Origin of the sequence: Leifsonia sp. 466MF (assembly GCF_900100265.1) — a bacterium.
In the GTDB taxonomy this organism is placed as follows: domain Bacteria; phylum Actinomycetota; class Actinomycetes; order Actinomycetales; family Microbacteriaceae; genus Leifsonia.
Map to the genome: position 1 here is coordinate 3,451,293 of NZ_LT629696.1, position 25,490 is coordinate 3,476,782.

Here is a 25,490-nt window from a genome sequence, read left to right on the forward strand (position 1 = left end):
TCAGGCCACCTCCAGGCTCAGCTGCGACTCGACGATCTGGCGGTACGTCTCGTTGGTCTCCAGCAGTTCGTCGTGGGTGCCGCGTCCGACGACCCGTCCGTCGTCCATGACGATGATCGTGTCGGCTTCGCGGATCGTGGAGACGCGCTGCGCGACGACGATCATCGCCGCGTCCCCGATGGATTCGGCGAGCGCGCGCCGCAGGCGGGCATCGGTCGCGACGTCGAGCGCCGAGAACGAGTCGTCGAAGAGGTACACCTTCGGCTGGGCGACGAGCGCGCGGGCGATGCACAGTCGCTGGCGCTGACCGCCGGAGACGTTCGTGCCGCCCTGGGAGATGCGCTCGTCCAGGCCGTGCTCCTTCGCTCGGACGAAGTCCTCGGCCTGGGCTACGCGCAGCGCCTCCCAGAGCTCCTCGTCGGTCGCATCCGGACGCCCGAAGCGCAGGTTCGAGGCGATCGTCCCGGAGAAGAGGTACGGCCGCTGCGGCACCAACCCGAGCACCCCGGCGATCTGCTTGCGGGTGAGCGCGTCGACGGCGACGCCGCCGATGTGGACGTGTCCGCTCTGCGGCGTGAACAGGTTGGCGATCACCGAGACCAGCGTGGTCTTGCCGGAACCGGTGGAGCCCACGATCGCGGTCACCTTGCCGGGCTCTGCCGTGAACGTCACGTCGCTGAGCACCGGCTTCTCGGCGCCCGGGTAGCCGAAGGTGACATCCTGCACCTCGACCCGGCCGTTCGTCGGGACCTCGTCGGCGTCGGCCTGAGCCTGAGCGGTGCTGGGCGTCGCACCGAGCACCTCTTCGATGCGCTCCGCGCAGACCATGGCGCGCGGGATCATCATGGCCATGAACACGCCCATCATGACCGCGACCAGGATCTGCAGGAGGTACTGCAGGAAGGCGGTCAGCGCGCCGATCTGGATGTCGCCGGCGTCGACCCGGTGACCACCGAACCAGAGCACGGCGACGGTCGCCGCGTTGAGGATGAGCATGATGATCGGGAACATCAGCACGAAGACGTTTCCGACCTTGACCGAGATGCGCGTGAGGGCCGCGTTGGCGTCGTCGTACCGCTTCGTCTCGAAGCGCTCGCGGACGAAGGCGCGGATGACGCGGATGCCGACGATCTGCTCGCGGATGACGCCGTTCACGCCGTCGATGCGCTCCTGCATGATGCGGAACATCGGCAGCAGGAGCGAGACGAGGACGCCGACGACGATGAACAGCACGGCGACCGAGACCCAGATCAGCCAGGAGAGCCCGGCGTCGACCTGCACCGCGAAGATGATCCCAGCGATGCACATGATCGGGGTGGACACCATGAAGTTGAACGTCATCAGCAGGAGCATCTGCACCTGCTGGACATCGTTCGTGTTGCGCGTGATGAGCGTCGGCATCCCCCAGCGGGCGAGGTCGAGCGACGGCAGCGCATCCACCTTGCGGTAGAAGGAGCGCCGGATGTCCTTGCCCGCGGACATCGACGCGCGCGCCCCGAAGTAGGTGGCCGTCACGGCGGCGATCACCTGGATGAAGCAGACGACGAGCATCATGCCGCCGGTGCGCCAGATGAAGTCGGTGTCGCCGGTGACGACGCCCTTGTCGATGATCTGGGCGTTGAGGGTCGGAAGGTAGAGGGCGGCCATGGTCGCGATCAGCTGAAGGACCACGACCGCGGTCACCGCGCGCCAGTAGGGGCGCACGAAGCGGAGTGAGAGACGAAGCAGAGTCACAGTGATTCCCGGGTGTGCTGTGTATGGATGTGATGGCGGAGCAGCCCCGCCATGAGCGAGGCTAACGTCGATTGCGGACGATGAGCGGCCTCAATTGAGAACCGGTCCGGCGGCCGCGATGGGGCGGCCGCACGCGGGCGGTGTCAGGCGGCCGTGTAGTGGAGGTGGAGGACGCCGTTGTCGTAGGCGTCGTGGTGACGCAGCCGCAGCTTAGCGGGCGCGCTTCCCTCGGGGAACAGGCGTGCGCCCGTCCCACGGACCAGCGGATAGACGAACAGATGGAGCGAGTCGACGAGTCCGTCGGCCAGCAGGGACCGCACCAGCGAGCCGGAGCCGCTGATGTACACCCCGCCGCTGAACTCGTCGGCGAAGGCCCGGATGCGCTCGGCGTCGTACGCGCCGAGCGACCGCGAATTGCGCCACGTGCGCTCAGCGGTCTGGTCGTCCAGGGTGGAGCTGACGACGCCCTTCGGGCTGTCGTTGAAGAACGGCGCACCCGGATCGTCGTCGGCGGTGCGGGGGGACCACGCGGGAGCGAACATCTCGAACGTGCGCCTGCCGAGCAGGATCGCGTCCGACGCCCGCGTGATGCGGCCGATGTCCTCGCCCATGTCGGGATCGAACCCGAACTCGAACGTCCAGCTCGGATCTTCGAACACGCCGTCCAGCGACACGAACTCGTGCACTGCGATCGCGCCCATCAGAATCCCCTTTCCCCCGGAACAGCATAGGGGGTGACGCCTTTTCGCGAAACGGCCCGCGGCGCACCCGATCAACGGTTCGACGGTGCGTGGGGGCGATGTGGCGGGACAGTTCCCGTACTCCCCGCCACATCGCCTGAAGGGGTCCGGCCCGTTCGCCCGAACCCTTCACATAGGAAGACGTGGGCCATCTCGTGATCGTGACGCTGCTCATCGAAGTGGTTTCGAACGAACATCGCGCAGGCATCGAGCCTTGGCCCCCGCCTGGGGGATGTGCATACTCGGAGGACTGAACCGCTACCGATCCAAAGGGGGATCCATGCGTAAGAGAATCCTGGCCGCCGCCATCGCGCTGGCCGCATTCGCCGGACTGGCCGTCGGCACACCCGCCGTCGCCAGCACGGGAGGAGTCGCCGACGGGAACAAGCATCCCGACGTCGGCCTGATCCTGTTCTACGACGCCGACGGGCGCTTCCGGTGCTCGGCGACGCTGGTGTCGCCGACGGTGGTCGTGACCGCCGCACACTGCACCTCGGGGACGCTGGGCAAGACACTCGTCACGTTCGACTCCGTGATCGCCGAGCAGCCGCCCGCTCCGTTCCCGGTCGCCGCCGACCCGACCGCCGGGTTCACCGCCGCCGAGATCACCGCGGCCGGCTACTACTCAGGAACGGCGTACACGCATCCGGACTACTCGGACTTCACCGACACCGCCAACTGGAACGACGTCGGCGTCATCGTGCTCGACCAGCCCGTGGCCTCGTTCGGATCCGGCTACCCGCAGATCGCGCCCGTTGGCACGCTCGACGCGATCAAGACGAGCAACCTGTCGAAGACGCTGTTCACCGCAGTCGGCTATGGAACAGAGGTGCGCAAGCCGGAGTCCGGCCCGCAGAAGCCGCAGCCGATGAGCTATCCCCTCATCCGGCGTTACGTGGACATGCCCGGCCAGAAGCTGACCCCGCAGATCCTGCAGACCAACGGCAACCCGAACGACACCCGCGGAACCGGCGGGACCTGCTTCGGCGACTCGGGCGGCCCGGTGTTCCTCGGCGACCAGCTGGTCGCGGTGACGAGCTACGGCTACACGGACAACTGCCGCTACCTCGGCGGCTACCAGCGTCTGGACATCCCGGTGGTCGATTCCTGGCTGGCCACATTCGGGATCTAGCCGCAGCCGGGCAATAAACGACGATCCTCAATTGTTATTGAGAATAGGTTTCAACAAGGGAGGTCCGTCATGAAGGTACGCAACTCGGTGAAGTCGCTCAAGGCGATGCCCGGAGCTCAGGTGGTGCGTCGCCGGGGCCGCACGTTCATCATCAACAAGAAGAACCCGCGCATGAAGGCCCGCCAGGGCTGAGCGGCGCGGAAGAAGGGCGCAGGGTCACGGACCCTGCGCCCTTCGTCGTCGGAGGTCAGGCGGCCGGGCCGACGACCTCGAGCAGTCCGCCGTCCGTCACGGCGGAGAGCGAGAGGACCTTGTAGCCCGCGTCGTCGAAGAACACCGTGAGCCGGTCCGCCTCCGTGTGCATGACAACGCCCGCGCCCCACGTCTCGTGGCGTACGCGCGCGGCGAGCGGGAACAGGTCCTCCCGGGTCGCGTCGTGCTCGGCCGCCCAGCGCTGCGCGCTTCCGGAGGAGCAGGTGTCGCAGTTGCCGCACGGCTCGGGCAGCTCCTCGCCGAAGTAGCCCAGCAGGAACTGCCGGCGGCACATTCCCGTTTCGGCATACTCCTGCATCAGCTGCGCGCGGGAGTGCTCGATGCGCTGTCGCGACTCTGCTTCGGCGACCGCCTTCGCGGCCGCATCGCCCGGAACGACATCGGCCGCACGGAGGTCGTCGTCCGTCCCGGAGAGCACGTCCGCATCCCGCAGCAGGCCGAGAAGCCGCCCGAGCGAGCGCACACTGATCTGCACGCGTTCCGCGAGGCCTGCCCGGGTGATGCCCGGCTCGCGGGCGATCGCCCCGAAGACGCGGGCGAGCTCGTCGGCGTCCGGTCCGCCGCCGGAGAAGAACTTGGTGAGGGCGAAATCCTCCGGTCGATAGTGCAGGGTGACCCGAGCCGGCTCGCCGTCGCGGCCCGCCCGTCCCGCCTCCTGGTAGTAGCTGTCGAGGGAGTCGGTCACCGACGCGTGGACGACCGAGCGCACATCGTGCTTGTCGATGCCCATCCCGAAGGCGCTGGTGGCCGTGACGACACGCGCGCGACCGTCCATGAAGCGCTCGTAGACGTCGTCGCGCTCGGCTCGGCGCAGTCCGGCGTGATAGGCCGCCGCCGGGACGCCGGCCTCCTCGATCTCATCGGCGTACAGCTCGGCGTCCTTGCGGGTGGCGACGTAGACGAGCCCGGCGCCCACCAGCCCACGGACCTGCTCCACGACGGCGGCACGCTTCGCCGCATCCTCTTCGTGGCGCACCACCTCCAGCCGGAGATTCGGGCGGTCGAACCCTGTCGCGAACAACCGCGGCGTGCGGAGTCCCAGCCGCTCGCCGATCTCGGCACGCACAGGAGGCGCTCCGGTCGCCGTCATCGCGACGACCGGTGGATGGCCCAGTTCGTCGATGACGTCGCCGAGCAGCAGGTAGTCAGGGCGGAAGTCATGGCCCCACGAGGAGACGCAGTGCGCCTCGTCGACCGCGAACAGCGAGACGTCGACGGCGCGCAGCCGCTCACGCACCTCCGGGTTGGCCAGCTGCTCGGGGGCGAGGAAGGCGAATCCGGCCTCGCCCGACTTGAGCGCCTCCCAGTCGCGCTCGCGTTCGCGCTGCCCGGCGGACGAGTTGATGGCGACCGCGCGCGGCACATCCCTCGCCTCGCCGAGCGCGCGCACCTGATCCTCCTGCAGGGAGATCAGCGGCGAGACGACGATCGTCACGCCGTCGAGGATGGTCCCGGTCACCTGATACAGCGACGACTTGCCGTACCCGGTGGGCATGATGGCGAGCACATCGCCCCCGCCGAGGAGGACCTCCATTGCTTCGGCCAAGCCGGGGCGCAGCTGCTCCCAACCGAAGGACTCGCGGGCGACTTCCTGGATGCGCGACACATCAGAACCGTAGCCGCTCCCGCTCACGGGGTGGTCCGGGCTCATGCGTCGTAGGCGCGCTGCTGGTCCCGCTCATCTGCGACGCGGACGCCGTGACGGTAGGCGAGCTCACCGCCCAGGAAGCCGGAGACACCGACGACGAGGATGCCGATCAGCGCGAGCACGAAGCCCGCAACGCTGGGATGGTCGGGGTCCCCCGCGCGGACGATCGCACTGATGATGAACAGCACGAGCGCCGTGGAGTTGAAGATCAGGTGCCAGACGGCGGTGCGCTTCACCTTGGTGCCCGCCGGGAGCTGGGAGAAGTCGAGCAGCCCGAGGATCGCGGCCACGACGCCGCCGATGACACCGATCACCACGAGCCACAGAGCACCCGTCGCCAGCGCGCCCGGCGCGGCACCGAGCAGGGCCGCGATATCGAACACGACAGCGGCCGTCCAGGCGCCGATCGGGATGGTGACGACGGTCGCGTGGAACGGGTGGCCGTAGGGGCCGGCGATGACGGAACGGGGCCGCTTGGCGCGGCGGAAGCCGGTGTCGTTGTCAGTGGCGGTCATGGTGTGCTCCTTCTTCTGTCCCCCGATCGTCGGACCGGCGGTCAGCGCGCGGCAGACCCTTCACGCGCGGCCACCGCGCGAGTATGGCGCTGTCAAGGCCTCACGGCATCCGGCCGCAGCGCCTACCGTCGGCGGCATGAGCGCATCCCCTGTCGTCGTCATCACCGGAGCATCCAGCGGCCTGGGCCGGGGAACCGCCGTGGAGTTCGCCAAGCGCCACGCGAGGCTGGTGCTCGTCGCCCGCGGCGCAACCGCCCTTCAGGACGTCGCCGCCGAGTGCACGGCCAAGGGAGCCCGCGATGTCGTCACTGTGGCCGGCGACACGGCCGACCGCGAGACGAGCGACCGCGCCGTCGACACCGCCATCGCCCGTCACGGCCGGCTCGACGTGTGGATCAACGCGGCCGCGGTCAGCAGCTACGGAGTGTTCTGGGAGCAGCCGCCTGCCGAGTTCGAGCGCATTCTGGACGTCGACATCCACGGCTACGCGAACGGCAGCAGGAGCGCGCTGCGCGTCATGCTGCGCCAGCGATCCGGCACGATCATCAACGTCGCATCCATCCTCGGAGAGGTGCCGCAGCCGTACACGGCGGCGTACTCGATGTCGAAGGCCGCGGTGATCGCCCTCGGGCGCAGCCTGCGTTCCGAGCTGTCGCTGGCGAAGTCGCCGGTGCACGTGGTGACCGTGCTGCCGCCCACCCTGGACACCCCGATCTTCCAGCACGCGGGCAACCGCACCGGCCGCGCCCTGCAGGCCCTTCCTCCGGTCTATCCGCCGACGGATGCGGTGAAGCAGATCGTCGCCGCATGGAAGCGGCCGGGGACACCGGAGCGGACGGTCAGCGGCGCCGGCAGGGCGATGGTCCGCCAGCACCGTCGGCACCCTCAGGCGGTGGAGGCGGCGATCGCCCGGCAGACGGAGATCGGCCAGTTCCGGAAGGCGCCGGCCGCTCCGACATCCGGAAACCTCGACAGGCCGTCCGGCGCTCCGCTCGGCGTGACGGGTGGCTGGGGCGGCCGGCGCAAGCAGGCCGGCCGCGTGCTGCTGCTCGCAGCACTCACGGCCGGCACCGCCTACGCCATCCGTTCGAGGCGCGACCAGCGCAGCTGACCGTCACCCCCCTGCGGCAGTTACTGGACCGACCAGCCGCCGTCGCTCGGAAGCACCGCGCCGTTGATGTTGACGCCGTCGTCGCTGAGCAGGAAGGTGATCGACGCGGCCAGCTGCTCGGCGGTCGCGATGGTCGGGATCTGCTGCTGGAACGGGGTGAGTCGCGCGGTCCCGGCCTCCGACGGGTGCGCGGGCATCGGGATGCCGGTGGCCACTCCGCCCGGGGCGACGGCATTGATCCGGATGCCCTGCGGGCCGTACATGAACGCCGTGCTGCGGGTGAGACCGATGACGCCGTGCTTGGAGACGGTGTACGCGGTGCCGGACGCGTTCCCGCGCAGGCCGGCCTCCGACGCCACGTTGACGATCGAGCCGGCACCCGCCTGCAGCATGGCGGGGAGCACCGCCCGCGTGAGCTTGAACCCGCCGGTCAGATTGATGCCGATCGTACGGTCCCAGACGGCGTCGGAGGTCTCGTGCGCCGGCGAGAAGTCGTCGTTGACGCCCGCGACGTTCGCCAGGGCGTCGATGCGGTCTCCGGCGGCGGCCACGATGCCGTCGATGTCGTCCTGTTTGGTGATGTCGCCCACCACGGTGGTGACCGCGCCGGCCGGAAGGCTCGACGCGAGCTCGTCCAGGCGCTCCGCGGAGATGTCCACGGCGATCACTCGGCCGCCCTCGCGCGCGATGCGGGACGCGGTCGCCCGGCCGATCCCCGACGCAGCACCGGTGACGATCACCGTGCGGCCGTCGAAGCGGCCCGGGGTGACCTTCTCCACCCAGCCGGTCTCCACATCCTCGGGCATGACACCGTCGTTGGCCTGCAGCACCAGGTCGTCGACGACGGACTGCGGCAGCTGCCCCTGGCTGAGCGCGACCAGCTGCTGGAGCGGAAGCCCCCGCACCGGTGCGAGCATCTCCTCGCCCACTCCCGCCTGGGCGAGCAGCCCCCGAATGAGCGGAGCGCCCTTCGGGTGATCCAGCCATTCGCCGATGGTGCTGTGCGCCGTCAGCGGCTTCGATTCGGTCATCGTCGTCCCTTCCTCGTCGGGTTTGTGAGCCGATTATGACACCAAGTGCCAGAAAGAATGCTGCCAATCGACGGCAGGATGCCGGCACGCCAGGGCTTGCCACGACGACGTCGGGGCGTAACGGTGGGAACAGACGATCCATCCGTCGAGGGAGGGCCACCATGGAGACAGTTCTCGCCGTGCTGGAGCGCGACGACGATGCCTTCGAGATCGAGTTCGAACGGACCAGCGAACCGCCCTTCGAGCTGCGCCTGCCGTCACACATCGGCGGAGCGGCGGTGATGGATGTGTTCGACCTGTGCGATTCGACGCTGTGGCCCGAACTGATCCGGTACCGCTTCTCGGAGTGCGTGCCGGTCGTCATCGGCTCCGACGACGACTTCTGACGGCCCTGAGCGCCGACGTTCTGCTGCATTCCCGGCGGCCGGGCCGCTGGCTATGCTGTGCGCCATGAGCACCAAGAGCCGCCAAGGGCCGCACCACGAGGAGACGCTCCAGCTGGGCGAGAAGCGGGGGCTCTGGGGGGCGTTCGCAGGCCTCATCACCGCCGTGCTGATCGCGTATCCGCTGTCGGCCTGCATCGCGTTCGCGACGCATCCCACGACCCAGAAGCTGTTCGGCGGGCGCCTGGAGTCAGCGTCGGCGGGCGGTTATGCGGCCTTCTGGTGGGTGCTCGCGCTCGGCTGCCTGGCGCTGCCGTTCCTGGTCGGCTTCGGGATCGCGCGCCTGTCGGCTCGCGCGGTGGTCACCATCGCGGGGATCGTCGTGCTCTTCATCATCGCCGTGGTCGTACTGGGGCAGATGTTCGCGTTCTGAGCCGGCTCAGACCATCGTGAGGACGACCTTGCGTCCCGGCGCCGCTGACTCGGCCGCCCGGTGCGCCTCCCACACCTCGGAGAGCGGGAACTCCACCGGCTCCGCCGTGCGCAACCCGCCGGCGGCGACGTCGGCGAGGAGCGACGAGAGGAGGCGGCGGTAGGCGGTGCGGCGGGTCGCGATGAACAGCGGGGCGCTGCAGATACGCTCCGACCGGTCGCGCGCGGCCCGGGCGAACCCCCGGACGGCGTCGGCCCGCTCCTGCCCGGCGCGCCCGGCGAAGCCCGTGCGGACGAGCACGCCCTCGGAGGCGAGCACCTCGCGGACGCGCGGTGAGCCCGTGTGGTCGATCGCCGCATCCACCCCGCCGCCCGCCGCCTCGCGAACCAGGGCGGGCCAGTCGGAAGCGCCGTAGTCGACCAGCGGGATGCCGAGGTCGGCGATCGCGGCGCGGCTGCGGGCGGAGGCGGTGCCGATCACGGTCCGTCCGGCACGCAGGGCCAGCTGTGCGGCGAGCATCCCGACGGCTCCGGACGCGCCCTGCACCAGGATGCTGTCCCCCGCGCCTGCGAGATCGAGGGCGTGCCCCGCGGTCACCCCGTCGAGCGGGAGCACCGCGGCCTTCTCCGGGTCGAGGTCTGCGGGGAGGGCGACGAGCAGTGTCGGAGCGACCGTGACGAACGTCGCGTGAGCGCCCATCCGCGGAAGCGCGGCGACCACGCGGGCGCCGACGCGCAGGCCCAGGGCGACCGACACCGCCGACTCCGTGACGAGCTCACCGACGAAGTCGTATCCCGTGATGAAGCCGGGAGCCGGCTGCAGCACGTACCCGCCGCGCCGGGCCAGCACATCCGTCGCACCGAGGGAGGCGTGCGTCACTCGCACGACGACCTCGTTGCCCCGCGGCGGACGCACCGCCTCACGGGCCAGCACCATGGCCGTCGGGTCGCCGAACCGTGACACCCGCGCGACGAGACGCGAAGGAACGGCCGACCCCTCAGCTGTCATCGGGCGGTCAGCCCGCCCGGCGCTGCAGCAGGGCAGCGCGTTCCGGGTGCGCCTCGAACCAGTCGGCCACGTACCAGCACATCGGCACGATCCGCAGCGTCCCGCCCTTCTCGATCTCGCCGACCGCGTACTCGACCAGCTGCGCGGCGTAGCCCTTGCCCCGGTGGTGCGGCACGGTGAAGGCGCGCGTCAGGGAGATGGAGTCGCCGAGGATGCGGTAGTCGAGCACGCCGACGAGCTCGCCGTCGACGTGCATCGCGTAGCGGCTCGCATCCGTCTGATCGCTGAACTCGGTGGCCATGTGGCCCATCGTACGTCCGTCGTGCTCGGAGGGAACCCGCGGTAGTGTGAAGGCGTGGGAATCCGACCCGCACCCGACGGCTCCCGCGCGCATCCCGCGACCACGTCACAGCAGACCCGGCCGCCGACGGCGCCTGCCGTCCGCGCGACGTGACGACCCAGGAGCCGCCCTGTGACGAACGACAGCCCGTCGCCCGCTCTCGCCCCCGCCTTCCAGGCCCTGCTCGAGCAGGTCCCGATCGGTGAGCGCTCGGTCATCGAGGCCGAGACGGTGGCGTACGAACACGAGGGAGTCCCGCTCGAGGGATACCTGGCGCGGGATGCGCAGGCCGACGAGCGACGGCCGGCGGTGCTGGTGATGCACGACTGGCACGGCGTCGGCGACAACGTGCGGATGCGCGCCCAGATGCTGGCGCGGTCCGGGTACGTCGCGTTCGCTGCCGACATCTACGGGGCCGGCGTGCGGCCGGCCGGAGACGCGGCGCCCGCCGAGGCCGGCAAGTACTACAACGACCTCCCGCTGCTCCGCGCCCGGGTGGCTGCGGGATTCAGCTGGTTGCAGCAGCATCCCGCCGTCGATCCCGCACGCCTCGCCGTCATCGGCTACTGCTTCGGGGGGACCGCCGCCCTCGAGTTCGCCCGCACCGGAGCCCCGGCCCGCGGCGTCGCCTCGTTCCACGGCGGCCTGATCGCGCACGACCCGTCCGACGCGGCGCAGATCGCCGCCTCCCTGCTGGTGCTGACCGGCGGCGACGACCCGGTCGTTCCCGATGAAGCGGTGGTCGCGTTCGAGCAGGAGCTGCGCGGCGCTCCGCACGTCGACTGGCAGGTGAACACGTACTCGGGTGCGCCGCATGCGTTCACCATCCCGGGCACGGACCGGTACCGTCCCCTCGCCGACGCGCGGAGCTGGCGGGCGCTGGTGTGCTTCCTGGACGAGGTCTTCCGGTGATCAGGAGGACACGCTGATGGAGCACCCACTGCTCTTCGAGGAGGGCGATGCTCTCGTGGAGCGCATCCGAAGCCTCTGCCTGGGCCTGCCCGAGGCAGTCGAGACGCTGAACCACGGCCGCCCCTCGTGGAAGGCCGGCGAGAAGGGCCGGGCGTTCGCCGTGCTCGGTGCGTCGATGGACCGCCCGGACACCCTCGTCTTCAAACCGGATCCCGCGGAAGCGCCGGCCTGGCGTGAGGACCCGCGCGTGTTCGTTCCGAAGTACTGGGGCCCGAGCGGCTGGCTCGCCATCGACCTCGATCGGGGCACCCAGGACTGGTCGGAGACCTCCGAGCTCATCGAGACGTCATACCGCCAGGTCGCTCTCCGCCGTCAATTGGCGGTCTTGGATGCCGTCATGTAAGCTCGTATCCGGTCCGCGTGCGGGTCATGCGCCACTAGCTCAACGGATAGAGCATCTGACTACGGATCAGAAGGTTGGGGGTTCGAATCCCTCGTGGCGCACTGTGTTTATACACACCCCACTGGTTGAGACAGTAGAGAAGCCCCGCTGAACAGGCATTGCCGTTCAGCGGGGCTTTTCATTTGCGGCCGACCTCCGCGTCGGGGGGGCTAGTCCTGTGACGGGGCCACGGCCGTCATTCGTGTCGCCCGGCGGCGACGCCACCCCGCCAGCAGCAGCGCTGCAACTCCGGCCAAGAGCACTCCGGAGCCGACGCTGAGCGGCAGTGTCACCGACGAGCCGGTGCTGGCGAGTGCGCCGGAGCCCGTGGCGGCCGACTCGGTCTGCGGATCCGACGAACCCGCGGCGGCGACCAGGGTCAGAGCGCCCCAGCCGATCAGGTCGCCCTGGGCATCGACGATCGCCAGCTTGTGCGCTCCCAGTGGGGCGTCCGCCGGAATGGTGACCGAGAAGGCTCCGCCGGAGACGACGGCCGCCGCGAGCGGCCGCGGCGTCGAGAAGAGCACGGGAGTGACCGTCTCGCCCTCGTGCGCCCCGCCGACGATCGTCACGCGGACCACGCCACCCGGAACGGCTGTCGCCGGCACGCGCACCGGGCCGCGGGTCGCATCGGTCAGGTCGACCTCGGTGATCGGGTCCGGACCGGAGATGACCGGGGTCGTGAGGGTCGAGGAGCAGTCCGCACAGGTCGCGCCCAGTGCTCCCACCGAGGCCGTCGCGGTGAGCGTGCCGCCCGAAGAGGTCTTCGCGACGACCGCGGTGAAGGCGACGGTCGCCGTGCCGCTCGTCGCGGTGTCCGGCACGGTCCAGGTGAGGGTCGTGCCGTTCAGCGCCAGACCCACCGGGAGCGACGATGCGTCGATGGCCGCATCGTCGAGCACGTCGGCGAGGTCGACTGTCGCGGTCGCGCCGGTCAACGGGACCTGGCCCGTGTTGTTCGCGGTCAGGGTGTAGGTGATCTCCTGTTCGGGGGCGACCTCGCCGTCCACCGGGTCGGAGGTCAGGCCGAGCGTCCACGTCGAAGGCCACGCCGGCTTGTCGGCGTCGTACACCCAGTCCTGGAAGAAGGCACTCAGATCGCGACCGGAGAGTTCTTCGGCGAGCGCGATGAAGTCCTCGGTCGTCTTGCTCTGACCGGCGTAGCGCTGCACCCAGGTCTTCATGATGGCGTCGAAAGCGGTCTGGCCGACGGACTGGCGCAACGCCTCCAGGCTCATCGCTCCCCGGGTGTAGACCTGCCAGTCGAAGAGGTCGGCCGGGTCGGTCATGGCTGCGGAGGGGATGGTCCAGCGGGCGCTGCTCGCCGCAGTCGTGTTCCAGGTGGTGAACAGCGACGAGGCCGTCGTCGTGCTGCTGCCGTGGTCCTGGTTGTACTGGGTGGGGATGAAGGTGGCCGGCCCCTCGTTGAGCCAGATGCTGTTCCAGTCGGCCGGCGTCACCGAGTCGCCGAACCATTGGTGCGCCAGCTCGTGGATGAACGTGCCCGACGAGACGGAGCGTTCGAAATAGGGGCGATCCTGGGTCTCCAGGGCGTAGCCGAGGGAGGTGATGTCGACGACGAAGCCCGTGCTCCCGCCCGGGTAGGCGCCGTACTTCGACTCGAGGTAGTTGAGGATCTCGGGGAGTGCGGCACGGCGCGTCTGGATCGTCGCCTGGTTCGTGGTCGTGACGGCCGGGTCGACGAAGGTCCATTCGTGGATGGTCCTGCCGCTCACCGCGAGCGCGATATCCGACTCGTAGACGAGGTACTTGCCGATGGTGACCATCGCCAGCTCGGTGGCCATCGGCCGCGTCTGCCGCCAGTGCCAGGAGGTTCGGCTCCCGTCGCCGCTGGGCGTCTTCGCGACGAGCTCACCGTTGCTGACGGCGGCAGCGGAGACGCCGTCGATCGTCGTCGGAGCGTCGATGGTGATGTCGTAGGTGGCCTTGTCGGAAGGGGTGTTGTTGCTGGGAAGCCAGGTCATGGTGCCGACCGGCTGGCCGAGAGCGGTCGCCCCGTCGGAGGTGGAGACCCATCCCTCGCTCGATCCGTCGGGATCCACGTGCGTGACCGGGGTGCCTGAGTAGGCGACCGCCACGGTGAAGTCACCGGTGACCGTCGACGCCGGCGTGACGACCAGCTTGTACGAGCTGATGCTCGGATCGCTCGTCCGGCTGAACGTCGCCGGGGTTCCGTTGACGAGCACCGACGAGACGGCGAGACCCTCGAAGTCGAGGGAGAACGAGGAGAGCGCCTGCGTCGCCGTTGCGGTGATCAGGGTCGTGGCGGTGATGCTCTTGTCGGCGTTGAACGCGAGCGCCACGTCGTAGTGCGTGACGTCGTAGCCGCCGTTCCCGATACCGCGGAAGAGCGAGTCCCCGATCGCTGTCGCACCGGGTGTGCCGTCAGCGGCGGCGGCCGGAGTGCTGAGTGCGATCTGGCTGGCGCCGATCAGGGTGGCTGCGAGGACGGCGGGGAGGAGGCGCCGCAGCCGCCTCCGAGGTGCGGTGTTCCGTGGTTCCAACGGTGATCCTCCAGGGATGCTTCGTCCGTGAGCGTTCGGTGGGCGAGACCATACCGGACGTTTGTTTCGAACATGAGTCGATTCTCAGGAACGGCTCGAGGCACTCCGCTCGTGCCGGGTCTACGAGAAGATGAGGTGTCGAGAGGGGAACCCATGGCGAGACACCGGCACGAGGACGAGGCCAGCGAACTGGCGGAGGCGCAGGCCGCGGCGGCCACTGAGGCCACCGAGACCGACGACGACTTCGTGGATGCGGACGAGTCGCTCGAAGCGGACGAAGAGCCCTCGTAGCGAGCGGCCCGCCGGTCAGGAGGCCGGCGGTGCGGCCGTGCTCGCGCGCACGACCAGTCGCGTGTGGAGCACCGAGGAGCGCACCGGCTCCGGGCGCGCCTCGATCTCCGCGATCAGCAGTTCGAGGGCGCGGCGGCCGATGGCCTCGAACTCCTGATGGATGGTCGTCAGCGGCGGCCAGAACGAGTCCGACTCGGCCATGTCGTCGAATCCGACGACGCTGACGTCCTCCGGCACCCGCCGGCCGGCCTCGTGGAGGGCGCGCAGAACGCCGAGGGCCATCTGGTCGTTCGCCGCGAAGACGGCCGTGATCTCGGGGCGCGCGGCGATCTCCTGCCCGTGGCGGTAGCCGGCCGAGGTCGACCAATCGCCGCGGAAGACCTCCGGCACAGGAGCTCCCGCCGCCTCCAGAGTCCGGCGCCACGACTCCTCCCTGCGTGCGGCCGAATACGAGTCGCCGGGACCGGAGATGTGCCAGACCGTGCGATGGCCGAGGTCGAGCAGGTGCTGGGTGGCCTGCCGCGCACCCTCCGCCTGGTCCGTGTCGACCTGCGGGTAGTCGGGGCGCTCGGTCGAGTCGACGACCACGACCGACAGCCCGGACGGCAGCTCGACATCGGCACGGTCGACGATGTGCGCCTCGATCACGACGATGATGCCGTCGACCGCCTGCTCCAGCAGACGGCTGAGCGCGACGCTCACATCCTGCTGCGTCGGGCGTTCGACCGGGACGACCGTGATCGAGTAGCCGGCGGTCGCCGCCGACACGGCGATGGCATCCAGGGTCCGCATGTTGCCGTAGGACGACAGGGTGAACATGACCACGCCGATGTTCCGGAAGCGGCCAGACCGCAGCGCCCGCGCCGCGCGATTCGGACGGTAGCCGAGCGCCTGCATCGAGGCGAGGACGCGCTGGCGCGTGGTCTCCTCGACGTTGGTGAGGCCGTTCGCCACCCGCGACACGGTCTGCGTGGAGACGCCCGCGTGCGCCGCGACATCGCCCAACGACGGACCGCGTTTGCGCCCGGTTGCACGGGCGGACGGGGATTCGGCCAGCGACTCTGCCATGGTCTCCACTTCTCGGTGTTCAACACGAGTGTCAACACGACCTTGCATCATGTTGACGTGAACATGTTAGAGTAGCCGCCACGATGTTGACGTAAACATCCGCACACCGATCTCGAACCCAGGGAAGACATGACAACGACGTCCCTCACGCGGGCCACCGCGCCCGGCACCCCCCGCCGCGGCCGCCGGTCGCGCCGCGACTGGCGCGGCTGGGCCTTCGTGGCCCCCTTCATGGTCGTCTTCGCGGCGATGATCATCGCACCGGTGGTCTACGCGATCTACCTCAGCCTCTTCCGCCAGCAGCTCATCGGCGGCAACGCGTTCGTCGGGCTCGGCAACTACGTCGCCGTGTTCCAGGACGAGAAGTTCTGGGCGTCGCTCGGCCGCGTCTCGCTGTTCCTCGTCGTGCAGGTGCCGATCATGCTGGTCCTCTCGCTGATCGCCGCCCTCGCCCTCGACAGCGCGCGGCTGCACGGCGCCGGGTTCTTCCGGATCGCACTCTTCCTCCCCTACGCGGTGCCCGGTGTGGTGGCCGCGCTGATCTGGGGATTCATCTACGGCGACCAGTTCGGTCTGACCGCGAGCATCAACCAGCTGCTCGGGACCGGGCTCGTGCCGCTCAGCGGGCAGTGGGTGCTCGCCTCCATCGGCAACATCGTCACCTGGGAGTTCATGGGCTACAACATGCTCATCTTCTACGCGGCGCTGCGCGTCATCCCGGGCGAGCTCTACGAGGCGGCCGAGATCGACGGCGCCGGAGCGTTCCGCACGGTGTTCAGCATCAAGCTGCCCGCCATCCGCGGCGCGCTCGTGATCGCGACGATCTTCTCGATCATCGGCAGCTTCCAGCTCTTCAACGAGCCGAACCTTCTCAAGCAGCTGGCGCCCAACGCGATCAGCAGCTACTTCACCCCGAACATGTACGCCTACAACCTCTCGTTCGCCGGCCAGCAGTTCAATTACGCCGCGACCGTCGCGATCGTGATGGGCGTCCTGACCGCCGTCATCGCGTATGTGGTGCAGCTGCGCGGCACGAGGAAGGAGGCCCGCTGATGGCCACGCTGACCGACACCCGCAGCACCCGCCCGCGCAAGGCTCCGTCGCGCGCCGCCGCTCGCGTCCGGGCCGGCGCCTCCTCCGGCCGCCGCATCCGCAAGTCGCCGCTGCTGACGATCGTGATGGTGCTCTTCGTCATCTACTCGTTCGTGCCGCTCATCTGGCTGATCGTCAACGCGACGAAGACCCAGCCGGACCTCTACTCGTCGTTCGGGCTCTGGTTCGGCAAGGACTTCAACCTCTTCCAGAACATCGCCGACACCTTCACCTACCGCGGCGGCATCTTCGTGCAGTGGCTGGGCAACACCCTCCTCTACGTGGTCGTCGGCGCGGGCGGGGCCACGCTGCTCGCCACCGTCGCCGGCTACGGCATGGCGAAGTACAACTTCCCGGGCAAGCGCGCCGTGTTCGCCGTGGTGCTCGGCGCGATCGCCGTCCCGGGGACCGCCCTGGCCGTCCCGACGTTCCTGCTGTTCAGCCAGGCCGGGCTCACCAACACCCCCTGGTCGGTCATCCTGCCCTCGCTCATCAGCCCGTTCGGCTTCTACCTCATCTGGACCTACGCGAGCGAGGCCATCCCGACCGAGCTGCTGGAGGCGGCGCGGATGGACGGGGCAGGCGAGTTCCGCACGTTCTTCACCATCTCGCTGCGGCTCCTCGCGCCCGGCATCGTCACGGTCGCACTGTTCGCGATCGTCGCGACCTGGAACAACTACTTCCTGCCGCTCATCATGCTGAGCGACCCCACCTGGTACCCCCTCACGGTGGGTCTCAGCCAGTGGAGCGCGCAGGCGACCGGGGTCGGCGCCCAGCCGATCTTCAACCTCGTGATCACCGGATCTCTCATCACGATCGTCCCGATCGTGGCCGCGTTCCTGGTGCTCCAGCGCTACTGGCAGTCGGGTCTGGCCGCCGGAAGCGTCAAGCAGTAACCCCATCCCCCATCCGCAATCTCATTCCACGAAGAAGTGAAAGGAAGCTCATGAAGAGCACTCTCGCGTCCCGGCGCATCGCCCGGGTCGTCACCGCTGCGGTGGTCGGCGCCGTCGCCGCCGCCTCCCTGGCCGCCTGCTCCGGCGGTACCTCGTCCGGCGGCGGAAGCGCCTCCGACATCGACGCGGCGCTCAAGCAGGGCGGGACCATCACGTACTGGTCGTGGACCCCGTCGGCGGAGGCCCAGGTCGCCGCGTTCGAGAAGGAGTACCCGAAGGTCAAGGTCAAGCTGGTCAATGCCGGCACGAACACGACCGAGTACACCAAGCTGCAGAACGCGATCAAGGCCGGATCGGGCGCCCCCGACGTCGCGCAGGTCGAGTACTACGCCATCCCGCAGTTCGCTCTCTCCGACTCCCTCGTCGACCTCAAGCAGTACGGCTTCGACAAGCTTCAGGACGACTACACCCCCGGCCCCTGGGGCTCGGTGAACGTCGGCGGAAAGCTGGTCGGCCTCCCGCAGGACTCCGGCCCCATGGCGATGTTCTACAACAAGACCGTCTTCGACAAGAACGGCATCGCCGTGCCGAAGACCTGGGACGAGTACGTCGCGGCCGCGCAGAAGCTGCACGCCGCCGACCCGAACGCCTACATCACGAGCGACTCCGGCGACTCCGGCTTCACCACCTCGATGATCTGGCAGGCGGGCGGCCGCCCGTTCGACGTCGACGGCACCAAGCTGTCGATCAACCTCCAGGACGAGGGCACCAAGAAGTGGACGGGCACCTGGGACAAGCTGGTCGAGGGCAAGCTGCTCTCCAGCGTCCCCGGCTGGAGCGACGACTGGTTCAAGGCGCTCGGCAACGGCTCCATCGCCACGCTGATCACCGGCGCGTGGATGCCCGGCGTGCTCGAGTCGTCGGTGAAGGACGGCGCTGGTCAGTGGCGCGTCGCCCCGATCCCGACCTACGACGGCAAGCCGGCCAACGCCGAGAACGGCGGCGGCGGGCAGGTCGTGCTCAAGCAGAGCAAGAACCCGGCGCTCGCGGCCGGCTTCCTCAAGTGGCTGAACAACGACGAGGACAGCATCAAGGTGTTCCTCGAGTCCGGCGGCTTCCCGTCGACCACGAAGGACCTGAACTCCTCCGAGTTCCTCGCTTCCGCCCCCGAGTACTTCGGCGGCCAGAAGATCAACGAGGTGCTGGTGGACGGCTCCAAGAACGTGTCGACCGGCTGGCAGTATCTGCCGTTCCAGGTCTACGCGAACAGCATCTACGGCGACACGGTCGGACAGTCCTACACGTCGAACTCCAGCCTGAACCCCGGCCTGCAGGCCTGGCAGAAGGCGCTGGTGGAGTACGGCAACCAGCAGGGCTTCACCGTCACCGGCAAGTAGCAACAGCAGTACCTCCGTGGCCGGCCGCGCACGCCGCGGCCGGCCACGGCCTTCCCACCCCTTCAGGAGAACCATGACCACCTTCGAGATCGCGGGCGACGACTTCGTCCTCGACGGCGAGCCGTTCCGCATCCTCTCCGGAGCGCTGCACTACTTCCGGGTGCACCCGGACGACTGGGCCGACCGCATCCACAAGGCGCGCCTGATGGGGCTCAACACGATCGAGACCTACGTGCCGTGGAACGCGCACGAACCGCGCCCCGGCGAATGGCGTGCCGACGGCGCTCTCGATCTCGCCCGGTTCCTGAAGGCGGTGGCCGACGAGGGGATGTACGCGATCGTCCGCCCCGGACCGTACATTTGCGCCGAATGGGACAACGGCGGTCTGCCCGCGTGGCTGTTCACGGATCCGGAGGTCGGCATCCGCCGGTCGGAGCCGCGGTTCGTCGCCGCGCTCTCCGCCTACCTGCGGAACGTGCTCGACATCGTCCGGCCGCTGCAGGTGACCGAGGGCGGCCCTGTGCTGCTCGTGCAGGTCGAGAACGAGTACGGCGCGTACGGCGACGACAAGGATTACCTGCGTCAGCTGGTCGAGGTCATCCGAGGCGCCGGGATCACGGTGCCGCTGACGACGGTCGACCAGCCGCAGGACGACATGCTCGAGAACGGTTCGCTGCCGGAGCTGCTGAAGACCGCCTCCTTCGGCTCCCGTTCGCGCGAGCGGCTGGCGACGTTGCGCCGGCACCAGCCGACCGGTCCGCTGATGTGCTCGGAGTTCTGGGACGGCTGGTTCGACAGCTGGGGCGGTCACCACCACACCACCTCGGTGGAGGAGTCGGCGGCCGATCTGGATGCGCTGCTCGCGCTGGGCGCGTCCGTCAACCTGTACATGTTCCACGGCGGAACCAATTTCGGCTTCACCAACGGCGCCAACGACAAGGGCGTCTACCAGCCGATCGTCACCAGCTACGACTACGACGCCCCGCTCGACGAGGCGGGCGAGCCGACCGAGAAATTCTGGGCGTTCCGCGATGTGATCGCACAGTACGCACCGGTGCCGGAGCTCGAGCCCGTCGTGGCCGCGGCTGCGCCCGCGTTCACCGTCCCGTTCGGCTCCTCGGTTCCACTGTGGTCGGTCGCCGACCGGCTGGGCGAGTGGTCGCACACGGACTCGCTGCCGACATTCGACGAGCTGGGCCACTACAGCGGTCTCGGCCTGTACCGCACCGAGATCGACACGACCGAGCCCGCGGTACTGGAGTTCGGCGAGGTCCGCGACCGCGCGTACGTCTCCGTCGGCGCGAGCCGCCTCGGCGTGCTCGCCCGCGACCACCACGACTCCGCCATCGCGCTCTCCCCCAGCCGCGGAACCCTCACCGTGCTCGTCGAGGACCAGGGCCGCGTCGACTACGGCCCCCGCATCGGCGAGCCGAAGGGACTCATCGGTCCGGTGCAGTTGAACGGCGAGGAGCTGCGGCGCTGGAGCGTGCTCCCGCTCGAGCTGTCGTCGCTCGCGCCCGTGCGCGACGCCCTCGACGCCGCCGGCGCCGACACGCCCGAGCGCCTGGCCGGTCCGGTCTTCGCCCGCGCCGTCTTCGGCCTGGACGAGCCGTACCCCCTGTTCCTCGACACGACGGGATGGGGCAAGGGCGTCGCCTGGATCAACGGCTTCCACCTGGGCCGCTACTGGACTCGCGGGCCGCAGGAGACGCTGTTCGTCCCGCGCGGCGTTCTGCGTGCCGGCGCGAACGAGCTGATCGTGCTGGAGCTGGAGTCCGCCGCCGAGGCCGTCGCCGCCTTCGTGCCGGAACCGCGTCTGGGCCACACGGAGGTCTGATCCGGTCAGAGACCAGCGGCCGAGGGCGCCTCCGCGACCGTTCCGGTAACCGGGCGCCCTCGGACGCTGAGCACGGTGACGCAGACCGTGATCGCGGCGAGCAGGATCAGGCTGACCGGTCCGGTCCCCAGCGCCAGTCCACCGCGAGCGTGCGACACGGCGAGGCCGTCGGAGAGCGACGCCCCGAACGGCCGGGTCAGCACGTACGCGGTCCAGAACGCCGCCGTCGCGCCGAAGCCCCACCAGCGATAAGCCGCGCCGGGAAGGGCGAACAGGATGCCGAACAGCAGAGCGGAGGCGAAGTAGCCCAGCCCGAGCGTGGTCGCGGTCAGGTCGCCGACCGCTGTTCCGAGGGCGAAAGTCGCCAGGACCGCGCACCAGTAGAACACCTGGCGCGCCGGAGTGTCGATGCGGTGCACCGACAGCGTTCGCTGGGTGGCGAACCAGAGGACGAAGACCATCGCGAGAGCGACGGCGAACACCACCGTCGAGACGAGGTACGGGACGCCGAGCTCGACATGCAGCACATCGGCCACCATCGTGCCGAAGACGGCGACCATCAGCACGGCGCTCCAGTAGACCCACGGGATGTACCGCCGCACGGCGAACTGCAGCCCGAGCGCCACGGCGAACACTACGAAGGCCCCACCGACGGCGACGACAGGGTCGATGGTCTTCACCAGGAAGTCGGACGCCGTCTCCCCCATGGCCGTCGTCAGCAGCTTGGTCACCCAGAACAGGGCGGTGACGGCGGGAACGGTGTTGCGCATCCACTCAGCATCCCGAACGGAGGCGGCTTCGCGCCTGGGTGGAGGGGGCGAACGCCTGAAAGGGCTCAGAGACTCCGCTCACGCGCAGGCCGCACGGTGAGCACGACGCGCTAAGGTCATACCTATGGCGACCGACCCCGACGCTGCAGCCCGGCTCATCCCGCAGCGGCTGCCCGCCGCGCGGCTGGGCGTCGCCGTGGTGGCCGAGCTCGTCGAGATCATCGTCACCGGCCAACTGAAGGAGGGCGACCTCCTGCCGCCGGAGGGTCCGCTCAGCGAGCACTTCGGGGTCAGCCGAACGGTCCTCCGCGAGTCCGTCAAGCGGCTGGAGGAGAAGGGCCTGGTGATCGTGTCCCAGGGTCGCGGCACGCAGGTCCAGGCGCCCGGCTACTGGAACATGCTCGACCCGGTGGTGCTCTCTGCGCTCATCGACAACGACGAGAGCCTCGGCGTGCTCGACGAACTGACCGTCGTGCGCGCGAGCCTCGAGTCGGCGATGGCGGGCGCGGTCGCCCGCTCGCACACGGCCGACGGGCTGCGGCGCCTCGAGAACGCGCTCACCGCGATGCGCGAGAGCGAGTCGGAGACGGACTCCTTCCGGCAGGCCGACGTGGTGTTCCACTACGCGCTCATGGAGATCTCCGGCAATCGCCTCGCGGAGAACATCGCCAAGCACCTCTACAAGCGCGCCGTCGAGTCCAGCCGATACCAGGGCATCAACCCGCCGGACGCCGTGGCGCTGACTCTCGACGAGCACGCGGCCATCGTGGAGGCCATCGCCAACGGGGATGCCGCCGCCGCCGAGCGGGCCATGCACGACCACATCCACATCTCGTGGGAGCGCCGCCGGCTTCCGGACCACGCGCCCGGCGCCCGCGCGGGCCAGTCGAGCTGACGGACAGGCGGCGGGTCGTCGGTGGTCAGGGCGTGAGCGCGGCCTGGCGCCAGTAGCCGCCGTCCGGGTACGAATACCGCGCGACGGATTCATCGAACATCTCGGCGCTGTACCCGGGCTTCGACGGGAGCGTGTAGTTGCCGTCGACGACGATGCACGGGTCGGTGAAGTGCTCGTGGAGGTGATCCACGAACTCGGTCACCCGGTTCTCCAGAGTCCCCGAGACCGCGACGTAGTCGAAGATGGAGAGGTGTTGGACCAGTTCGCACAGTCCGACACCTCCGGCGTGCGGGCAGACCGGCACGCCGAACTTCTTCGCCATCAGGTACACGGCCAGGATCTCGTTGACGCTCGCGAGCCGAGCGGCGTCGAGCTGGCAGAAATCGATGGCTTCAGCCTGGAACATCTGCTTGAACAAGACCCGGTTCATGCCGTGTTCGCCCGTGGCGACGCCGATGGGCGCGACGGCCTTGCGCACAGCGGCGTGCCCGAGGACATCGTCCGGGCTCGTCGGTTCCTCGATCCACAGTGGCGTGAACTCGGCGAGCCGCCGCACCCATTCGATGGCCTCCGGCACATCCCACACCTGATTGGCGTCGATCATGAGCGTGGCGTCCCAGCCGATGGCCTCGCGGGTGATCCGAAGACGACGGATGTCGTCATCCAGGTTCGCGCCGACCTTGAGCTTCACGTGCCGGTAGCCCGCATCGACCGCCTCCCTGAGCAGACGACGGAGTTTGTCGTCGCTGTAGCCGAGCCAGCCGGCACTGGTCGTGTAACAGGGATAGCCTCCGCGTGCTTCGAGCTCGGAGATGCGCTGAGCGCGGGTCGGCGCCATCTCGGCAAGGATGTCGATCGCCTCGTCGCGAGTGAGCGCGTCGGACAGGTACCGGAGGTCGGCGGCGCCGACGAGCTCCTCCGGTGTCATCTCCGCCAGGAGACGCCAGAGCGGCTTGCCTGCACGACGGGCGGCGAGATCCCAGACGGCGTTCATGACTGCGGCCATCGCCAGGTGCACGACGCCCTTCTCCGGGCCGAGCCAGCGCAACTGGGTGTCGGACGCGAGCAGACGGTACGTTGCGCCGAGATCGCCGACGATCTCCTCCACCGAGCGGCCGATCAGCGGAAGCGCCCGCTGGCGCGCGGCCTCGACGCACAGGTTGTTTCCGCGGCCGATCGTGAACGTGAACCCGAACCCGCTGAGCTCGGCGTCATCCGTGTCGAGCACGACGTAGGCGGCCGAGTAGTCGCCGTCCTTGTTCATCGCGTCCGAGCCGTCGAGACTGAGCGACGTGGGAAAGCGCACGTCGAAGACGCGGGCGCCGGTGATCGTGGTCATGGTGGCGCCTACAGTGCGAAGACCGACGCCACGGCCCACGGGGCCAGAGCGAGGTCGATCTCGAGGGTCCCGTTCTCCGAGGCGATCAGGGTCTGCCGCTGAAGGGCGTCGCCCTGCTCGCGCAGGTAGGCGGCCTGGGCACGGGAGAGGTTGAGGGGCCTGCCCATGGCACTCCACGCTTCGGCCGCGTCGCCGTGCCCGGGGGCGAGGATCTCGACCGCGAAGACGGCGCCCGGCTCCAGCCCGCCGATGGTGTGCCGCACGCGCTCGTCGGCGCCTATTCCGATCAGGTCGCGCGTCGCCTCGTAGGAGGTGCGCGAGCCGACCGAGCGGCCGTTCATGTCGTCGGGATAGTTGCAGAAGACCGCGGCCAGCTTTCCCGTCGCGCTGTGCTGCGAGACGACGCCGCGTTCGGTGGAGGCGATCAGCCGATCGCCCAGCCGGTTCAGCATCTCGAAGGCGTGGAAGGTCGGCTTGTGGATGCCCTGCTCGTTCGCCAGGCCGAAGCCGCCATGGAACGGACCGATCCCGGCGCCGCCCTCCTCGAAGATGTCGGTGAAGGTCCAGTAGGAGATGGAGTCGGCCAGGTCTGCGCAGCGGAGATAGGCCCGCGTGATGTAGGTGGCGGCGAACACCGTGTCGTGGATGTGGTCGCGGCTCGACGGTGAGCTCGACCACTCGGTGATGTGCACCTCCGCGTCCGGGTAGGCGCTCTGGCCGATCAGCCGCCGGAGCAACGTCAAGTCGTCCGAGGTCGCATCCGCGTAGCGGGTGAGACTGACGGCCTCTCCGTTGGCTCCGAAGGCGAAGTCGGTGGGGTACAGGTGCGTCGAGATGAAGTCGACCGGGAGCTCCCGCTCAGCGCACCAGGCGAGGAAGTCCTCGATCCACACCGGTCGCCAGTCCAGTGCGTCCGGGTCGGATGCCGCGGCGGTGGCGTGCTCAGCCGAGCGGTCCTCGGTCTCTCCCGCGTACCGCTCGTCCGGCACGAAGACGCTGGTCGACGGGCCGCCGACCTGGAGTTCGGGATCGATAGCCTTGATGGCCTGCACCGTCCGGGCGTACAGCTCGAAGTACTCGGTCTTCGTTCCGGTCCAGAAATGGGGAACGAGGTTGGGTTCGTTCCAGACCTCGAACCGCCACTGCCGCACTTCGGCGAGACCGTAGCGCTCGATCCAGTGCTCCACCGAACGCACCACCAGTTCTACCCAGCGATCCATGTCCTTCGGCGGGCTGCAGTGCGCACCCCACCAGAACACCGTCTCGGTCTGGGTGGCGAGCTCGCGCGGCATGAAGCCGAGCTCGACGAACGGCCGCACCCCCAGATCGATGAGGAAGTCGAACACCTTGTCCACGTAGGAGAAGGTGTGCACCGGGGTCTCGAGAGGCACATCCGGCCCGAAGCCTCCGCCATAGGAGCCGCGGTACACGAACATGTCGTCGTGGAAGACGCCGTGGAAGCGGAGGTAACGGAACCCGAGGCGATCCACGGCCTCACGGAACTGCTGCTGCCAGTCGGCCCGAAGCGCTTCATTGGCCCGGCCCGCCCCCGCGCAGAGGCTCCAGACGTGGGGAAGGACGGTCGACTCGGCGACGCGGTCGTCGACGGTGATGACGGGAAGCGAGGCGGGTGCCATGGGAATGATCTCCAGATGGTGGTGGGCGAACCGGATCCGCG

General features: G+C 69.1%; 25 protein-coding genes and 1 tRNA gene. 14 read left to right on the forward strand and 12 right to left on the reverse strand.

Annotated elements, in window-relative coordinates; genetic code table 11:
• On the reverse strand, window positions 1-1,734 hold the full coding sequence (locus tag BLR91_RS16425) for an ABC transporter ATP-binding protein (protein WP_089880009.1): 1,734 nt from the start codon (window positions 1,732-1,734) through the stop codon (window positions 1-3).
• Between the two features lie 143 nt (window positions 1,735-1,877).
• A complete protein-coding gene (locus tag BLR91_RS16430) occupies window positions 1,878-2,435 on the reverse strand; it encodes a dihydrofolate reductase family protein (protein ID WP_089880006.1) in 558 nt (185 codons plus the stop codon).
• A 319-nt stretch (window positions 2,436-2,754) separates the two neighbouring features.
• On the opposite strand from BLR91_RS16430, the gene BLR91_RS16435 reads away from it, so the two are divergent.
• Together BLR91_RS16435 and ykgO are read left to right on the forward strand one after the other, a co-directional pair.
• The gene (locus BLR91_RS16435; RefSeq protein WP_089880002.1) at window positions 2,755-3,606 is read left to right on the forward strand and encodes a trypsin-like serine protease; all 852 of its coding nucleotides are present in this window, start codon (window positions 2,755-2,757) and stop codon (window positions 3,604-3,606) included.
• Window positions 3,607-3,675: 69 nt separating this feature from the next.
• Window positions 3,676-3,798, forward strand: a complete 123-nt coding sequence (gene ykgO, locus BLR91_RS16440) for a type B 50S ribosomal protein L36 (RefSeq protein WP_018189355.1) — start codon at window positions 3,676-3,678, stop codon at window positions 3,796-3,798.
• Between the two features lie 55 nt (window positions 3,799-3,853).
• Here the strand turns inward: ykgO and BLR91_RS16445 are convergent, their stop codons facing one another.
• Both BLR91_RS16445 and BLR91_RS16450 read right to left on the reverse strand, forming a co-directional pair.
• Window positions 3,854-5,485, reverse strand: a complete 1,632-nt coding sequence (locus BLR91_RS16445; protein ID WP_331710725.1) for a RecQ family ATP-dependent DNA helicase — start codon at window positions 5,483-5,485, stop codon at window positions 3,854-3,856.
• Between the two features lie 41 nt (window positions 5,486-5,526).
• Window positions 5,527-6,042, reverse strand: coding sequence for a DUF2231 domain-containing protein (locus BLR91_RS16450; RefSeq protein ID WP_089879996.1), 516 nt, complete (start codon window positions 6,040-6,042; stop codon window positions 5,527-5,529).
• A 136-nt stretch (window positions 6,043-6,178) separates the two neighbouring features.
• On the opposite strand from BLR91_RS16450, the gene BLR91_RS16455 reads away from it, so the two are divergent.
• Complete coding sequence (locus tag BLR91_RS16455; RefSeq protein WP_089881743.1) at window positions 6,179-7,153, forward strand: SDR family NAD(P)-dependent oxidoreductase; 975 nt, start codon at window positions 6,179-6,181, stop codon at window positions 7,151-7,153.
• A 20-nt stretch (window positions 7,154-7,173) separates the two neighbouring features.
• On the opposite strand, the gene BLR91_RS16460 is transcribed toward BLR91_RS16455, so the two are convergent.
• Entirely contained in the window at window positions 7,174-8,184 is a 1,011-nt protein-coding gene (locus tag BLR91_RS16460) for an SDR family NAD(P)-dependent oxidoreductase (RefSeq protein WP_089879992.1), read from the reverse strand.
• A gap of 161 nt (window positions 8,185-8,345) precedes the next feature.
• Here BLR91_RS16460 and BLR91_RS16465 point away from each other — a divergent pair, with 161 nt between their 5' ends.
• Window positions 8,346-8,570 (forward strand): hypothetical protein, encoded by a 225-nt coding sequence (locus BLR91_RS16465; RefSeq protein ID WP_018189345.1) that lies wholly within the window; start codon window positions 8,346-8,348, stop codon window positions 8,568-8,570.
• A 64-nt stretch (window positions 8,571-8,634) separates the two neighbouring features.
• Complete coding sequence (locus tag BLR91_RS16470) at window positions 8,635-9,000, forward strand: hypothetical protein (protein WP_018189344.1); 366 nt, start codon at window positions 8,635-8,637, stop codon at window positions 8,998-9,000.
• 6 nt (window positions 9,001-9,006) lie between these two features.
• On the opposite strand, the gene BLR91_RS16475 is transcribed toward BLR91_RS16470, so the two are convergent.
• Complete coding sequence (locus tag BLR91_RS16475) at window positions 9,007-9,963, reverse strand: quinone oxidoreductase family protein (protein WP_231918960.1); 957 nt, start codon at window positions 9,961-9,963, stop codon at window positions 9,007-9,009.
• 52 nt (window positions 9,964-10,015) lie between these two features.
• Window positions 10,016-10,309, reverse strand: a complete 294-nt coding sequence (locus tag BLR91_RS16480) for a GNAT family N-acetyltransferase (protein ID WP_020075954.1) — start codon at window positions 10,307-10,309, stop codon at window positions 10,016-10,018.
• A gap of 171 nt (window positions 10,310-10,480) precedes the next feature.
• Here BLR91_RS16480 and BLR91_RS16485 point away from each other — a divergent pair, with 171 nt between their 5' ends.
• The 3 genes from BLR91_RS16485 (at window position 10,481) to BLR91_RS16495 (ending at window position 11,764) form a co-directional block, all read left to right on the forward strand.
• Window positions 10,481-11,260 carry a dienelactone hydrolase family protein gene (locus BLR91_RS16485; protein WP_089879990.1) on the forward strand — a complete coding sequence of 260 codons (780 nt, stop codon included), beginning with the start codon at window positions 10,481-10,483 and terminating at the stop codon, window positions 11,258-11,260.
• A 16-nt stretch (window positions 11,261-11,276) separates the two neighbouring features.
• Window positions 11,277-11,663: an MmcQ/YjbR family DNA-binding protein gene (locus BLR91_RS16490; protein WP_089879986.1), complete on the forward strand. Its 387-nt coding sequence runs from the start codon at window positions 11,277-11,279 to the stop codon at window positions 11,661-11,663.
• Window positions 11,664-11,691: 28 nt separating this feature from the next.
• Window positions 11,692-11,764, forward strand: a tRNA-Arg gene (locus BLR91_RS16495).
• A 108-nt stretch (window positions 11,765-11,872) separates the two neighbouring features.
• Here the strand turns inward: BLR91_RS16495 and BLR91_RS16500 are convergent.
• On the reverse strand, window positions 11,873-14,227 hold the full coding sequence (locus BLR91_RS16500; protein ID WP_089879984.1) for a M1 family aminopeptidase: 2,355 nt from the start codon (window positions 14,225-14,227) through the stop codon (window positions 11,873-11,875).
• A 153-nt stretch (window positions 14,228-14,380) separates the two neighbouring features.
• Between BLR91_RS16500 and BLR91_RS20205 the strand changes: the two genes are divergently transcribed.
• Window positions 14,381-14,518 (forward strand): hypothetical protein, encoded by a 138-nt coding sequence (locus tag BLR91_RS20205; RefSeq protein WP_018189338.1) that lies wholly within the window; start codon window positions 14,381-14,383, stop codon window positions 14,516-14,518.
• Window positions 14,519-14,533: 15 nt separating this feature from the next.
• On the opposite strand, the gene BLR91_RS16505 is transcribed toward BLR91_RS20205, so the two are convergent.
• On the reverse strand, window positions 14,534-15,586 hold the full coding sequence (locus BLR91_RS16505) for a LacI family DNA-binding transcriptional regulator (protein ID WP_020075958.1): 1,053 nt from the start codon (window positions 15,584-15,586) through the stop codon (window positions 14,534-14,536).
• 129 nt (window positions 15,587-15,715) lie between these two features.
• Between BLR91_RS16505 and BLR91_RS16510 the strand changes: the two genes are divergently transcribed.
• The 4 genes from BLR91_RS16510 to BLR91_RS16525 all read left to right on the forward strand — a co-directional run bounded on the left by BLR91_RS16510 (window position 15,716) and on the right by BLR91_RS16525 (window position 20,808).
• The gene (locus tag BLR91_RS16510; RefSeq protein WP_018189336.1) at window positions 15,716-16,639 is read left to right on the forward strand and encodes a carbohydrate ABC transporter permease; all 924 of its coding nucleotides are present in this window, start codon (window positions 15,716-15,718) and stop codon (window positions 16,637-16,639) included.
• The gene (locus BLR91_RS16515) at window positions 16,639-17,574 is read left to right on the forward strand and encodes a carbohydrate ABC transporter permease (RefSeq protein ID WP_018189335.1); all 936 of its coding nucleotides are present in this window, start codon (window positions 16,639-16,641) and stop codon (window positions 17,572-17,574) included. Before BLR91_RS16510 ends, BLR91_RS16515 begins: the two co-directional genes overlap by 1 nt.
• 50 nt (window positions 17,575-17,624) lie before the next feature.
• Window positions 17,625-18,971: an ABC transporter substrate-binding protein gene (locus tag BLR91_RS16520; RefSeq protein ID WP_089879980.1), complete on the forward strand. Its 1,347-nt coding sequence runs from the start codon at window positions 17,625-17,627 to the stop codon at window positions 18,969-18,971.
• 73 nt (window positions 18,972-19,044) lie between these two features.
• Window positions 19,045-20,808 (forward strand): glycoside hydrolase family 35 protein, encoded by a 1,764-nt coding sequence (locus BLR91_RS16525; protein ID WP_089879977.1) that lies wholly within the window; start codon window positions 19,045-19,047, stop codon window positions 20,806-20,808.
• A gap of 5 nt (window positions 20,809-20,813) precedes the next feature.
• Here the strand turns inward: BLR91_RS16525 and BLR91_RS16530 are convergent, their stop codons facing one another.
• Window positions 20,814-21,578, reverse strand: coding sequence for a COG4705 family protein (locus BLR91_RS16530; protein WP_089879973.1), 765 nt, complete (start codon window positions 21,576-21,578; stop codon window positions 20,814-20,816).
• A gap of 124 nt (window positions 21,579-21,702) precedes the next feature.
• Between BLR91_RS16530 and BLR91_RS16535 the strand changes: the two genes are divergently transcribed.
• Window positions 21,703-22,473: a FadR/GntR family transcriptional regulator gene (locus BLR91_RS16535; RefSeq protein WP_089879969.1), complete on the forward strand. Its 771-nt coding sequence runs from the start codon at window positions 21,703-21,705 to the stop codon at window positions 22,471-22,473.
• 25 nt (window positions 22,474-22,498) lie between these two features.
• Here the strand turns inward: BLR91_RS16535 and BLR91_RS16540 are convergent, their stop codons facing one another.
• Both BLR91_RS16540 and BLR91_RS16545 read right to left on the reverse strand, forming a co-directional pair.
• Window positions 22,499-23,812, reverse strand: a complete 1,314-nt coding sequence (locus BLR91_RS16540; protein WP_089879965.1) for an L-fuconate dehydratase — start codon at window positions 23,810-23,812, stop codon at window positions 22,499-22,501.
• 8 nt (window positions 23,813-23,820) lie between these two features.
• Complete coding sequence (locus BLR91_RS16545) at window positions 23,821-25,449, reverse strand: GH39 family glycosyl hydrolase (RefSeq protein WP_089879964.1); 1,629 nt, start codon at window positions 25,447-25,449, stop codon at window positions 23,821-23,823.
• Window positions 25,450-25,490: the final 41 nt, after the last annotated feature.

Coding starts and splice junctions, on each gene's coding strand:
- BLR91_RS16430 (WP_089880006.1), bottom strand. CDS start 2,435: ATGGGCGCGATCGCAGTGCACGAGTTCGTGTCGCTGGACGGCGTGTTC.
- BLR91_RS16435 (WP_089880002.1), top strand. CDS start 2,755: ATGCGTAAGAGAATCCTGGCCGCCGCCATCGCGCTGGCCGCATTCGCC.
- ykgO (WP_018189355.1), top strand. CDS start 3,676: ATGAAGGTACGCAACTCGGTGAAGTCGCTCAAGGCGATGCCCGGAGCT.
- BLR91_RS16450 (WP_089879996.1), bottom strand. CDS start 6,042: ATGACCGCCACTGACAACGACACCGGCTTCCGCCGCGCCAAGCGGCCC.
- BLR91_RS16455 (WP_089881743.1), top strand. CDS start 6,179: ATGAGCGCATCCCCTGTCGTCGTCATCACCGGAGCATCCAGCGGCCTG.
- BLR91_RS16460 (WP_089879992.1), bottom strand. CDS start 8,184: ATGACCGAATCGAAGCCGCTGACGGCGCACAGCACCATCGGCGAATGG.
- BLR91_RS16465 (WP_018189345.1), top strand. CDS start 8,346: ATGGAGACAGTTCTCGCCGTGCTGGAGCGCGACGACGATGCCTTCGAG.
- BLR91_RS16470 (WP_018189344.1), top strand. CDS start 8,635: ATGAGCACCAAGAGCCGCCAAGGGCCGCACCACGAGGAGACGCTCCAG.
- BLR91_RS16480 (WP_020075954.1), bottom strand. CDS start 10,309: ATGGCCACCGAGTTCAGCGATCAGACGGATGCGAGCCGCTACGCGATG.
- BLR91_RS16490 (WP_089879986.1), top strand. CDS start 11,277: ATGGAGCACCCACTGCTCTTCGAGGAGGGCGATGCTCTCGTGGAGCGC.
- BLR91_RS20205 (WP_018189338.1), top strand. CDS start 14,381: ATGGCGAGACACCGGCACGAGGACGAGGCCAGCGAACTGGCGGAGGCG.
- BLR91_RS16505 (WP_020075958.1), bottom strand. CDS start 15,586: ATGGCAGAGTCGCTGGCCGAATCCCCGTCCGCCCGTGCAACCGGGCGC.
- BLR91_RS16510 (WP_018189336.1), top strand. CDS start 15,716: ATGACAACGACGTCCCTCACGCGGGCCACCGCGCCCGGCACCCCCCGC.
- BLR91_RS16515 (WP_018189335.1), top strand. CDS start 16,639: ATGGCCACGCTGACCGACACCCGCAGCACCCGCCCGCGCAAGGCTCCG.
- BLR91_RS16520 (WP_089879980.1), top strand. CDS start 17,625: ATGAAGAGCACTCTCGCGTCCCGGCGCATCGCCCGGGTCGTCACCGCT.
- BLR91_RS16525 (WP_089879977.1), top strand. CDS start 19,045: ATGACCACCTTCGAGATCGCGGGCGACGACTTCGTCCTCGACGGCGAG.
- BLR91_RS16530 (WP_089879973.1), bottom strand. CDS start 21,578: ATGCGCAACACCGTTCCCGCCGTCACCGCCCTGTTCTGGGTGACCAAG.
- BLR91_RS16535 (WP_089879969.1), top strand. CDS start 21,703: ATGGCGACCGACCCCGACGCTGCAGCCCGGCTCATCCCGCAGCGGCTG.
- BLR91_RS16540 (WP_089879965.1), bottom strand. CDS start 23,812: ATGACCACGATCACCGGCGCCCGCGTCTTCGACGTGCGCTTTCCCACG.
- BLR91_RS16545 (WP_089879964.1), bottom strand. CDS start 25,449: ATGGCACCCGCCTCGCTTCCCGTCATCACCGTCGACGACCGCGTCGCC.